Raw genomic sequence first — 12,251 nt, forward strand, 5'->3', positions numbered from 1 at the left:
ATCGAACATCGCCTGGGGCACCAACCTCAACAGCGCCAGCGCCAACAGCTCCGGCATCGGCTCGATCCCGCTGTACGTGATGGACGGCGGCGTCGCGTCGCTYGGCCACCGGCGCTGGGTCTTCAGCCTGGTGCTCGGCGATGTCGGCACCGGCGACACCCCGCAGGGCAATGCGCTGTGGGTGCTGGGCAACACGCATGCGGCGCCGAGCGTGCCGAACGGCATGTCGTGGCCGCCGCGCGGCTACGTGCCGTGGGACAGCAGCATCGCCGAGCCGGCGATGCGCTGGTCGTTCTCGTACCCGGGTGCGGATTTCTCGGCGGCCACCGTGATGATGACCGACGACGCCGGCGCGGCCGTGCCGGTGACCGGCGTGGCCGAACTCGACAGGAACTATGCCGAGAACACGATGGCCTGGTCGATCGGCGGCACCGGGCAGCCGTGGTCGCGGGCGCCGGCCGACACGAAGCTCGGCGTGACGGTGTCGAACGTCAAGATCGGCGGCGTCGCGAAGAGCTTCAGCTACAGCGTGACCTTCATCAAGCCCTGATTCAGGTCCGCAGCATCGCGGCCAGCTTCGCGAACAGCGGCAGCACGGCCGCGTCGTCGGCCTGCAGCAGCCGGTCGCCGACGTAGAGCTCGGTGGCGCTCCAGCCCGGCACCTCGGCGGCGCGCACGTGGCCGAAGAGCCAGCAGCGGTCGTGCGTGGCGAGCGCGTCGCGCGCGTCTAGCACCGCATCGGGCGGTGCATCGAAGAACAGGTGCAGCAGGTTGGTCTGCGGCACCCGCGGGTTCACGCGCAGCCCGGAGATGGCGTTCAGCCCGGCGGCCAGCGAGAGCGCGCGCTGGTACAGCGCCGGCATCAGCGCCAGGCGCTCGTCGAAGCGCATCGCGGCCGACACCAGCATCGGGCTCAGGTGGTAGAGCGTGCCGCCCAGGCGCCGGCGCCACAGGCGGGCCTGCGCGATGACATCCTCGCTGCCGGCCAGCATCGCCCCGGACACGGCACCGATGCCCTTGTACAGCGACACGTAGACCGATTCGAAGCCGGCGGCGATCTCGGCCGGGCTGCGCTGGTAGAACGCTGAACACTCCCACAGCCGCGCGCCGTCGAGGTGCAGCGGCATCGCGCGCCGGCGGGCCGCAGCGTGCAGGGCCTGCAGCTCGTCCCACGTGGGCAGCTGGCCGCCGGCCTCCCGGATCGGCAGCTCGACGATCGCGCAGGCGAGCGGCTGGCGCACCGCGTCCAGGTCGGCCGCGAGCATCGGCCGCAGGCGGTCGCCGACCGGCACCGCGTGGCACTGCAGCAGCGCGCTGAAGGCTTCCTCCTCGTGCAGTGCCAGGTGCGACGTGGGATGCAGGCCGAAGCGCGGCAGCCGCGCCGCCTCGGTGTGGATGCGCAGCGCCGCGAGCTGCGCCATCACGCCGCTGGGCATGAAGACGGCGGCCGGCTTGCCGAGCAGCGTGGCGATCTTGCGTTCGAAGTCGGCCGCCAGCGCGCCGTTGCCGTAGTGGTCGTGCTCGACGTCGTGGGCCTCGCACCAGGTGGCCATGCGGGCGAACTCCTCGGCCGGCGTGGGCGTGGCGAAGTCGGGGACGACCAGTGTGCACTGGCGACGCAATTGCTGGCGTTGTTCAGGGGTGTGGGGCATGAGCGAAATTCAAAAAAAATGAGCCGATATCCCTAGAATCCAAAAAAACTTCGAAGCGGACAAGAAAAATGAGGCCTGTCGGGTACGAGCACCTGCGCCAGTCCCTGTCGCTCGCGGCGCTTCCGCCCGCGAAGCCGGCATGGCTGAAGCCGGTCACGCGCATCGAGCCGGGCGAGACCTTCCTGTCCATTCCCCGCAGTGTTGCACCCGACACGACGCAGCCGCTGGCGCACCTGCTCTTCGCGCTGAAGCACGAGGGCGTCGATCTGCAGATTCTCGCGCAGGCCCTGCCGCGCGTGGACCCCGCGGCGTTGCTGAACCAGCTCCGGCAGTCGCCGAGCGGCGCCTACATCCGCCTGGCCTGTTGCCTGTGGGAGCGCTTCACCGGTCGGGAGTTGAATGACCTGCCGGCGATTGGTGGACAGACGGTGCCGGTGTTCGATCCGGCGCGCTACCTGACCGGACCCGAGCGCCGCGACCCCCGCTGGCGGGTGTCGTTCAACGGCCTGGGGTCGTTGCGCTACTGCGCGACGGTCGAGCGCACGCCCTGGCTCGACAAGGCGATGGCCTCTGGCGTGCTCGAACGCACCCGCGAGTTCATCGATTCGCTCGGTGCCGGCATGACCGACCGTGCGCTGCGCTGGGCCTACCTGCACGAAACCGAAGACTCGTTCGCGATCGAGCGCGAGGCGCCGACCGAAGACAAGGCCCGCCGCTTCATCGCGCTGTTGCACCAGGCGCATGACGGTCCTGCGTTGAGCGAAGACCACTTGGTCGAACTCCAGAACGCGGCGGTGAGCAGCCTGCACGTGAAGGCAGTGCAGTTCCGCAGCGAGCAGAACTGGCTGCGCGGCCCGGCGCGCGGCGCGGCCGGCGTGACCTATGTGCCGCCGCCGCCCGAACTCGTGCCGGAGCTGATGGACGAACTGATGGCGTTCGCGAATGCCGCGCCCACCGTCATCGATCCGATCGTCGCCGCGGCGATCGTCTCGTTCGGCTTCGTGTTCATCCATCCGTTCATGGACGGCAATGGCCGGCTGTCGCGCTTCCTGTTCCACCAGGCGCTGTGCCGCTCGGGGCAGCTGCCGAAGGGAACGCTGCTGCCGGTGTCGGTGGCGATGAAGCGGCATGAAGACGACTACCTGGCGGTGCTGCAGCGCTACTCGCGGCCGGTGCGCGAGTTCTGGGGCGTGCGGTGGATCGACGAAGGGCAGTACGACCTGCAGTTCCGCGGCGACGATGCCCTCTACCGCTACTGGGACGCCACCGCCTGCGTCGAGTTCGGCTACCGGATGGCCGAGCAGGCGCTGGAAGTCGAGCTGCGCCAGGAGACGGAGTTTCTCGCCCGCTACGACGCCATCGTTCGAACCGTCGGCGAGCGTTTCGACCTGCGGGGCAGCGATCTTGCGACGCTGGTGCTGAGCGCGCTGGACAACGGCGGCAAGGTCTCGATGCACCGGCGCAAGCAGTTCCAGAACCGTGTGCCCGACGGCGTGTTCGATGCGGTCCAGGCTGCGGCGGCGCGGTTCGCGGCGCCGAACTGAAAGCGTTTCCAGTTTCCCCGCCTGTTACGTAACACGGCGCAATCGGCGCGACGCATCCGGACATGGATCGCCTGCTGGAACAGCGCGGCCTGGTGCAGCACGACCGGGTTTCGGCTTGTTGCAATGACCCCGTTCCCGGGCTCTTGGCGCCCCTCCAGAATCCGCCTGCATTCACAGGGGGAGAGCATCTTCATGGCACACCACGACACGGTCCGCATGGGCCACCGGATCTCGTTGCTGCCGCTGGCGATCGCCGCGGCAGCGTTCGTCGCAGCCTGCGGCAGCGGCGACGACGGGGCGTCGTCCACCAACGGCAGCGCCGCCGCGCAAGGCGCCGGCCGCGAGGTGGCGGCAGGCATTTCCACCGCGACGCTGCCGGTCGGCCGCTACGTGATCGTCAATGCACTGAGCGGCAAGTGCGTCGACGTGGCCGCGGCCAGCACCGCCGACGGCGGCAACATCCAGCAGGCCGGCTGCAACGCGAACATGGCGCAGGCCTTCGACGTCTCGCAGCCGTCGGCCGGCGTCTACAAGCTGATCAACGTCGGCAGCGGCAAGGCGGTCGATGTCGCATCGGCCGGCACCGCCGACGGCGCCAACGTGCAACAGTGGGCCGACAACGGCACCAACGCGCAGCGCTTTCGCATCGAGCGGGTGCAGGGCAACCGCTACGTGCTGACCAACGTCAACAGCGGCAAGTGCGTCGACGTGGCCAGCGCCTCGCTGAACGACGGCGCCAACATCCAGCAATGGAGCTGCAACGGCAGCGGCGCGCAGCAGTACCACTTCCATCCGCTGACGGCGACCGGCCGCGGCACGCTGCCGGTCGGGCAGTACACGATCAGCTCGAACCACTCGCACCTGTGCGTCGACATCCAGGGCGGCAGCGCGGCCGCCGGTACGGCTGCGGTGCAGGCCACCTGCAGCAGCGCGCAGACGCAGAAGTTCGACGTCCTGCCGGAGCAGGGCGGCGCCTACCGCTTCTCGAATGCGCAGACGCACCAGTCGCTCGACATCGCCGGCGTCTCCACCGCGAATGGCGCGCTGCTGACCCAGTGGRCCGACACCGCCGGCGACAACCAGCGCTTCCTCGTCAACGCGACGCCCGACGGCTACCAGGTCGTCGCGCGCCACAGCGGCAAGTGCCTGGACGTGGCCGAGTGGAGCACTGCGTCGGGCGGCAAGCTGCAGCAGTGGGACTGCACCGGCACGCAGGCCAACCAGCGCTGGGCCTTCTCGGCCGGCAGCGGCGACACGACGACGCCGACCCAGCCGCCCACGCAGCCGCCCGCAGGCTGGCGCCTGGTGTGGCAGGACGAGTTCAACGGCAGTGCGATCGATGGCAACAAGTGGGGCTTCGAGGTGAACGGCGGCGGTGGCGGCAACAACGAGCTGCAGTACTACACCGCGCGGCCCGAGAACGCCTCGGTGGCCAACGGCGTGCTCAGCATCAAGGCACTGAAGGAGCGCTTCTGCTCGACCGACGGCTGCCGCGACTACACCTCGGCGCGGCTGCGCACGCTGAACAAGGGCGACTGGCTGTACGGCCGCATGGAGGCGCGCATCAAGCTGCCGGGCGGGCAGGGCCTGTGGCCGGCCTTCTGGATGCTGCCGTCCGATTCGGTCTACGGCGGCTGGGCGGCCAGCGGCGAGATCGACATCATGGAGGCGGTGAATGCCGGCGCGGCCGGCGGCAACACCGTCTACGGCACGCTGCACTACGGCGGCGCCTGGCCGAACAACACGAACTCGGGCAAGCCCTTCGTGCCGGCCAGCAGCATCCTCAACGACTTCCACACCTACGCGGTGGAGTGGGAGCCGGGCGTCATCCGCCACTATGTCGACGGCACGCTGTACAACACGCAGAMGCAGTGGTGGTCCAGCGGCGGCGCCTTCCCGGCCCCGTTCGACAAGCGCTTCCACATMCTGTTGAACGTCGCGGTGGGCGGCAACTGGCCGGGTGCGCCGAACGGCGCCACGGTGTTCCCGCAGCGCATGGATGTCGACTACGTCCGGGTGTACCAACGCTGATGGAAGTAAAGTAGTCTAGATCCAGAATGTGGCAATTTATTGCCACTTCTGGCCCAGAGGCATACACTGCAAAGTAGTCGAAACTTCAATTCGACTACTTTGCTGCCATGAACTCTGTAGGTGATCTGTCGGGTGTGGTGCGGGCGTCGCTCGAGGCGTCGACGCTGACGCAGGCGCAGTTGCGCGAGCAAGCCGGTGTTTCGCAGCGCACGCTGACGAACGTGCTGAGCGGTCGCGAGGATTTCAAGCTGAGCACCTTGCTGGCGGTGGCCGACCGCCTGGGGCTGGACGTGGTGCTGGTGCCGCGTGCGGCGTCGGCGGCGGTCGATGCCGGGGCGCAGACGACCGAGCCGCAGGTGAAGTCGCGCGTCGCGGCGGCGCTCGAGAGCGTGCGTCCGGCCCGATGAACGTCCAGGCGCTCGGCATCTTCCTGGGTCAGGGGCTGCGCATCGGCGTGCTGTTTCGATACACGCTGGCGGCCGACACCGTGGTGACGCGCTTCGTCGCCGATGAAGAATTCATACAGATCGCCGGCGCGCTGACCGTCTCGGCGGGGTGGCTGGCCGATGCGCCGCTGGAGCAGCAGGCGCTGTGGCGCGACGTGAGGTCGACGGCCTTCAACGGCCGCTTCTCGAACCGCAACGGCTGGCTGCTGCCGTCGTTCTTCCAGAACCTGCTGCCCGAGGGCGTGTTCCGCGACCGGGTGGCCGAGCTGCGGGGCTGCGACCCGCGCGACCACTTCGAGATGCTGGCCGCCTGCGGGCGCGACCTGCCGGGCCGGCTGCTCGCGTTGCCGGTGGCGCTGTCGCGCGACGAGCTGGCGCGCTGCGTGACGCAGCAGCAGGACGCGCTGGAGATGTCGGTGAGCGCCGAGCCGCTGGACGACGGCGTCTCGCTGTCGGGCGTGCAGCCGAAGGTGGGGGCGATCCGCGACGGTGACCGCTACGTGGCACGCACGAAGGACCACGACACCCACATCATCGCGAAGCTGCCGGTGGTGGCGCAGCCGCTGCTGCCGGAGGTGGAGGCGCTGTCGTTGCGGCTCGCCGCGGCGGCCGGCGTCGAGGTCTGCGAGGCGTGGCTGGAGCCGCTGGAGAAGCTCGCGGTGCGGCACGGCTACGATCTGGGCGATGCCGATGCGCGCACGCAGTTTCTCGCGGTGCGGCGCTACGACCGCAGCGAGTCCGGCCGCGTGCACTGCGAGGATTTCGCGCAGGTGCTGGGCGTGATGCCCGAGGACAAGTACGGCACCGGCGCCGAGGGCGGCTCGCGCACCTGCCTGGATGTGGCGGCGGTGCTGATGGGCTTCGACAGCCTGGGCGAGGCGGCGGTGCACGAGCTGTTGCGGCGCCTGGTCGTCAACGAGATGCTGGGCAACCCCGACATGCACCTGAAGAACATCGGGCTGGTCTACCCGGACGGCGTGCATCCGCGCCTCGGCCCCGCTTACGACATCGTCGCGTACGCGGCCTACAGCGGGCACCAGGGCCATGCGCTGGCCTTGCTGCCGGCAACGCTGGCGCCGCCGGCCAGTCAGGCCGCGGCGCGTGTGCGCCTGCTGTTGTCGCCGGCGGTGGTGCGTGCCTTCTGCGCGGCGTTGCGCATTCCCGAGAAGCCGGCGGCCACCGTCATCCGGCTGGCGGTGCGGGCGGCCTGCGCGCAGTGGCCGGCGATGATCGCGGCGGCGCCGCTGACGGCGATGCAGAAGTCGCGGCTGCTGGCGCACTTCAACGCGCACCCGCTGGTGGCGTCGGTCGCGCGGCGGGTGGTGGCGAGCTAGGACCGGGCGCCAGTGTTCTGCCGCATCCATGGCTTGAGGCCGGCTTGATCACCCCTTGCCGCTTGCCGGAAGGCTCTCGGTGCCCCAAAGAACAGTGACGCCGCCTGCCCATGTGGGCGTGGCACCTGAACGGCCTTTGGGCCAGGGCTCTGCCACAAGCCGGTCAGCCGAACAGGGGTGCATGAAACCCATCATGTGATCGGGACGACAGGTGAGCCAGGCGTCGTGGTCCGTCTCGTCCAGGATGACGACCATTCGCTTTTCCTGCCATGGCTTGCCGAACTGCATCATGAGCGGGTGCGTGTCCGCGTTGACGGTGAGCATCGTGAAGCTGGGGACCTCCTCGCCGGTCCTGTTGTCCTTCCACCAGCGCCACAGGCCGGCAATCCCCATCGGTGCGCGATCGCGGCGGCTGATTCGCCAGCGAACAGGCCTGCCGGTCTGATAGTTCAGTTCGTAGATGGCCTCGGTGGGGACGATGCAGCGCTGACCACGACGCCATGCACGGCGAAAAATGTCCAGATCACCGGCGATGTCGGCCGGCGCGTCCTGGGCACGCCGGCCCAGTGTCAAACTCTTGCCATCCTGTGCTCGTGAGATGAATGGCGCGAGATAGAGCGGCAGACTTCCTGCCGTCACGTCACCTTCGGGCTGAGCCACGCCGAAGTGGGAGAGCATGCGATCAGCGGCAGCGACGGGGTGATAGTTGATGGCCATCGTGTGCGTTGCCGGCAAGTCGGCAATCCCGAAGCGTGCAGCAGCGACCGTTTCATCAGCGTTTCTCGAGCGTCGCTTCCCATATTCATGGCAGGTTCAAACGCCGGCGACTTCATACCATGGGGCCGATGACCGACCTTGCCGATACGCTCCGGCGTGCATCCCACCCTGCGCGCGTGGGGAAGTACAGCATCACCGGCGTTCTGGGGCATGGCGCCATGGGGGTCGTCTATCGAGCCTTCGATCCGGGGATTCAACGGCCGGTGGCCATCAAGGTCATTCGCCGAAACCTGCTGGATCACGATCGGATGGCAGACCTCGTCGCGGCGCGCTTCAAGAACGAAGCGCGAGCGGTCGGCCGGCTGTCTCACCCCGGCATCGTGGCCATCTACGACTATGGCGAGGACGACGCCTGCGCCTTCATCGCGATGGAACTGGTCGAAGGACTCAGCCTCGGACGGATTCTGTCGCGCACGCCCATGCTGTCCGAGGCCGAGTTGCTGCGCATCATGGACCAGCTGCTGGACGCGCTGGATTGCGTGCACCGGCACGGCGTCTGGCATCGAGACATCAAGCCCGAGAACCTGATCGTCACGCCCAGGGGCGAAGTCAAGCTCGCCGACTTCGGTATTGCGCGCGTCGAAGATGTCGCGCTGACCCAGGGCGGCCCCTGGGTCGGAACGCCGGGATACATGGCCCCGGAGCAGTACACCGCCGTGGGGCTCGATCATCGCGTGGACATCTTCGCCGCTGGCGTATTGCTGTACCGGTTGCTGACCGGCAAGGCGCCGTTCAGGGGTCGTTCGCAGTCGGTGATGCGCGCGACGCTCGACCATGATCCACCGGCGCCGAGCGCGGCTGCGAACACGGTCCGGCATGCCTTCTACGACTCGATCATCTCGACGGCCTTGGCCAAGGACCCGAAGGCCAGGTTCGCAAGCGCTGCGGAGTTTCGCGGCGCGCTGTCGAAGCGCTCCGAGGTGGCTCCCGCGATCTCGTCTTGCGTCAATGGCATCGAGATGCGGACCTGGGCCGCGGCGCTGTTCCCCGACTGCACCGTCACGACGCGAGCCTTTCCCGAGGACCTGACAACGGGGTCGCCACGGAGTCCGGATCTCGTCGGTACGGCCGCCGCATCGTGGGCGGGCCTGGACGCTGCCACCTTGGGACGGGCCGAACGGGCGCTGGTCGGCTTCGTCGGCCCGATCGGCAAGGTTCTCGTGCGCAAGGCGGCCCGCAACTGTCTTGACCTGGCGTCCTTCAGCACCACCCTCGTCGAGCACGTGCCGCCCGCTCAGCGTCGCGCCTTCATCGAACGCATCACCGCAGAATGCGATGCTTTCGGGGTGGCGATGAATGCTTCGGCCGGGGTGCTTGAAGGCTCGCTGTTTCCAGGGCCGTTCGCCGGCAGCGAACCCCCGAGCCCCGAGGTGCTGGCCCACGCATGTCGCGTATTGACGAGCCGGATGGGACCGATTGCCGCGGTGGTGGTCAAGAGGGTCGCCGGCCAGGCGCAAACCCGGGCGGAGTTCTTCCGCCTGCTGGTCGTGCAATGTGCCAATGGCGCCGACCGGGCGAAGCTGAGCGAGGAGTTGCAGCAGGGATCGGTTCGACGCTGACGGGGTAGCGATGTGAATGCTCTGCTCAAGAGGCCAGCGGCAACAACAGCCGGATACAAGCTCCGGAGTGGGGCGCGCTGACTTCCAGGACGGCCCCGAGCCCGACGGCGTGCTCGTGCATCGTTCGCAGCGCTGCGACCGGAACACCGCCCCAGCCAGGTCCATTGTTCGTGAGCGCGACGTCGATGCCGCCGTCTGTGGCACGCGCCGCCAGGTGCAGTTCGGTGGCGTGCGAGTGTCGCAGGGTGTTCGTCAACGCATCGAGCAACAGCTGCTGCAGGCGGCGCATCGCGTCGCCATGCTCGCCTGCTTCCCAGTGCGGCAGCAGATCGACTTCCCAGCGCAGATGGAGTCCGGCGGCTTGAATGCGCCTTTGCAAGCGATAGCGCAGGCTGGCCAGCAGCGCATTGACGTCACCGGGCGGCATGCTCAGCGCATCGATCAGCAGCTTGAGCCGGTCCAGTGTCTCGCGCAGCGTCTGGGCGACCGCGAGCGGCTCGGTGCGCTCCCCTTCGAGTTGCCGCATCGCACTGGCCAGGTGGGTGCCGACGTTGTCATGCAGTTCGCGCAGAACGAGCGCCCGTTCGGTGGCCACGGCGAAATCGCGATCGGCCTCGGCGAGGTGGGCGAAGGAGGCGCGCAGTTCCATCTCGCGCTGCCGGACGCGATCGGCGAGCCTGCGGTTCAACAGCGTCAGGTCCTCCTGGATGCGGGTGTAGTCACCAGCAAGCACCCATGCCGAGATCGACAGCGTCACGGGGGCGGCGTAGGCCACCAAGTGGGGCCTGTCGAACGGCAAGACGAAGATGGTGAGCAGCCAGTCATGAGCTCCGACGAGCATCCCGATGACGGCGGCGCTGCCCAGCAACAGCCGGTCGCGCCTCGACCGGCCTTGCGCATCGGACAGCAGCAAAACGGTTGCCCAGCCGCAAAGCGACAGCACGCCGAGGATCACCACCGCAAAGGCGATCTGTTGCCGGATCGGGTTGACCAGGAACTGCAGCGCATTGGCAACGAGCACCAGGCCGATCGCGCCGAGCTCCAGACGCGGTGATGACCGGCCGGCGAAGCGCAGGAAGAACAGCGCGAACAGGAGTGACGTCCAGATGTTGCAGAGAAAGATCAACATCTGCCAGGCATGCGGCGAAAGTGGCGGGTCGGTGAGGAGGTCGTTGCTCGTGCAAACGGCCCACAAGAGACTCGCCGCCGCAAAGTAGCCGTATTGCACGGCTTCGCGACGGCGCAACCAGATGATGGCGAACAGCACCCCGAGCGCAAACACGTAGGCGTCGACGACGGTCAACAGGCTGGTTCGCCAGAAGACACGTTGCTCATGGGCCTTCGAGAGCTCGGCGGCCGGCCCCGCGAACAGGTGGCCCAGGCCGCCGGCGCTGCTGGTCCCACAGCGCACCCGCAGGTGCACGAGGTTGTCCGTCGCGGTCCATGCCGCTTGCGGAACCATGAACAGGAGCGGTGTGTTCCAGTGACGCGTCAAGTTGTCCGGTTCCATGCGCCCGGCGCGCCCGACCAGCATTCCGTTGACCCACAGGTCGCTGTTCATCGTCGCGTAGGCCACTTCGAAGGCCCACGGTTCGCGTTGCGCGGGATCCATGTGAACGCGCAGCCGGTACCACACGGTCCCTGCGCGCGCCCGGCCGTTCTCGGCCCAGCGATCGGGTAGCCGGACCGGCCGCCAGGCCGCGGTATCGGGCGGCGGCTGCTCGCTGACGGACACCACGGCTTCAAGATCCGAGACCGACACGATGCCCTTCTGCGGTGACAGCGCGACGACGCCTGCAGAGTGTGCTGCGCCCGCCAGCGACCACGCGGCCATCAGCACGCGCAGGCAGCGTCCCCTCGTCATCAACAGGTCCGGCGCGTGCGGCGCCGGCGATCACATCGGCATTCCCAGGGCGATTCGGTGAAGGAAGACGTGACGTACTGCATGACGGGAGCTTAAGCGCGGTATCCACAGGCGTCCGCCTCTCCCTCGCTCCTCGCGCTCACATGTTCATGGGACGCATCGGAGCGTCCGTGCCCTGCAGAATCGGCGTTGCGCCGCCTGCGGCACACATGAAACGACGTGCCGCTTCACGAACTTTTTTTACCTCTCGTTACGCCGATGCGTTCATTCGATGCGAACGACAAAGGAATCAAGTGGAGACGTTGAGCGACACCAGGCCTGCAGCGCAAAAGAACGTCCAGGCGGCGCGCCAGCGGCTGGTGCTGCTGTCCAACGTCCGTCTCGTGCGCGCCGACGGCGAGGCTTTCATCCTGGCGGGAAAGACGGCGGCCGTCCTGTGCCTGGCCGCACTGGGCGGCGGAATGTCACGCGCCGGGGCCGCGGCACTTCTGTGGCCGACGGCCAGCGAACCGGTGGCCCGCACCAATTTGCGCGTCCTGTCGCATCGCCTGTATCGCCAGCACGGCTGCGCTCTGCTGTCAGGCTCCGATCGCCTGGAGCTGGATGCAACAGGTCTTGTGCTGGCGCAGCCGACCCTCGAGGAGGCCATCGACACCGCGCTGAATGACCCGTCGCCGCAATGGCAACTGCTGGGCGACCTGAGCCTGGACGGCTTGTCGGAGTGGACGCAGTGGCTGCGCCAGCAGCGAGAGACGATGAGCCGGCGATGGGACGAGGCGTTCTCGGTCCATGTCGATCGCTGCACGGTCAAGGAGCAATGGCATCCGGCGCTTCGGGCGGCTCAGGCGCGGCTCAAGCTTTCGCCGGTGAGCGAGTCGGCGCATCGGCAGGTCATGTCATTGCACCTGCAGACCGGGGACCGCGCCACCGCGCTGATGGCCTACGAGCGGTGTCGCGAGGTGTTGTCCGAAGAGCTCGGCGTGTCGCCGTCGCCGCTGACGCAGGCCCTGCACCGGCAGATCCTGCGCATGACCACGACGCTGC

At 68.2% G+C, this 12,251-nt stretch carries 10 protein-coding genes; 7 read left to right on the forward strand and 3 right to left on the reverse strand.

Annotation, left to right across the window (positions count from 1 at the left end):
* Positions 1-550: hypothetical protein (locus tag AC1DXV_RS24255; RefSeq protein WP_477935935.1), on the forward strand; the 550-nt coding region annotated here is incomplete at its 5' end.
* A 1-nt stretch (position 551) separates the two neighbouring features.
* On the opposite strand, the gene AC1DXV_RS24260 is transcribed toward AC1DXV_RS24255, so the two are convergent.
* Positions 552-1,652 (reverse strand): threonine aldolase family protein, encoded by a 1,101-nt coding sequence (locus tag AC1DXV_RS24260; protein ID WP_477935937.1) that lies wholly within the window; start codon positions 1,650-1,652, stop codon positions 552-554.
* A gap of 68 nt (positions 1,653-1,720) precedes the next feature.
* Here AC1DXV_RS24260 and AC1DXV_RS24265 point away from each other — a divergent pair, with 68 nt between their 5' ends.
* The 4 genes from AC1DXV_RS24265 (at position 1,721) to AC1DXV_RS24280 (ending at position 7,007) form a co-directional block, all read left to right on the forward strand.
* Positions 1,721-3,196, forward strand: coding sequence for a Fic family protein (locus AC1DXV_RS24265; protein ID WP_477866144.1), 1,476 nt, complete (start codon positions 1,721-1,723; stop codon positions 3,194-3,196).
* A gap of 192 nt (positions 3,197-3,388) precedes the next feature.
* Positions 3,389-5,227: an RICIN domain-containing protein gene (locus AC1DXV_RS24270; RefSeq protein ID WP_477935939.1), complete on the forward strand. Its 1,839-nt coding sequence runs from the start codon at positions 3,389-3,391 to the stop codon at positions 5,225-5,227.
* Between the two features lie 107 nt (positions 5,228-5,334).
* Positions 5,335-5,634, forward strand: coding sequence for a helix-turn-helix transcriptional regulator (locus tag AC1DXV_RS24275; protein ID WP_477866148.1), 300 nt, complete (start codon positions 5,335-5,337; stop codon positions 5,632-5,634).
* Complete coding sequence (locus AC1DXV_RS24280; RefSeq protein WP_477935941.1) at positions 5,631-7,007, forward strand: type II toxin-antitoxin system HipA family toxin; 1,377 nt, start codon at positions 5,631-5,633, stop codon at positions 7,005-7,007. Before AC1DXV_RS24275 ends, AC1DXV_RS24280 begins: the two co-directional genes overlap by 4 nt.
* A gap of 48 nt (positions 7,008-7,055) precedes the next feature.
* Here the strand turns inward: AC1DXV_RS24280 and AC1DXV_RS24285 are convergent, their stop codons facing one another.
* Positions 7,056-7,724, reverse strand: coding sequence for an SOS response-associated peptidase family protein (locus AC1DXV_RS24285; protein ID WP_477866152.1), 669 nt, complete (start codon positions 7,722-7,724; stop codon positions 7,056-7,058).
* A gap of 128 nt (positions 7,725-7,852) precedes the next feature.
* Here AC1DXV_RS24285 and AC1DXV_RS24290 point away from each other — a divergent pair, with 128 nt between their 5' ends.
* The gene (locus tag AC1DXV_RS24290; protein ID WP_477866154.1) at positions 7,853-9,343 is read left to right on the forward strand and encodes a serine/threonine-protein kinase; all 1,491 of its coding nucleotides are present in this window, start codon (positions 7,853-7,855) and stop codon (positions 9,341-9,343) included.
* Positions 9,344-9,368: 25 nt separating this feature from the next.
* Here AC1DXV_RS24290 and AC1DXV_RS24295 read toward each other — a convergent pair whose 3' ends face one another.
* On the reverse strand, positions 9,369-11,207 hold the full coding sequence (locus AC1DXV_RS24295; RefSeq protein ID WP_477935943.1) for a sensor histidine kinase: 1,839 nt from the start codon (positions 11,205-11,207) through the stop codon (positions 9,369-9,371).
* A 209-nt stretch (positions 11,208-11,416) separates the two neighbouring features.
* Here AC1DXV_RS24295 and AC1DXV_RS24300 point away from each other — a divergent pair.
* Positions 11,417-12,251, forward strand: an 835-nt coding sequence (locus AC1DXV_RS24300) for an AfsR/SARP family transcriptional regulator (RefSeq protein ID WP_477935945.1), incomplete at its 3' end; no start/stop codon positions are given.

The sequence above is a fragment of the Rhizobacter sp. P3_C12 genome, from assembly GCF_056402735.1.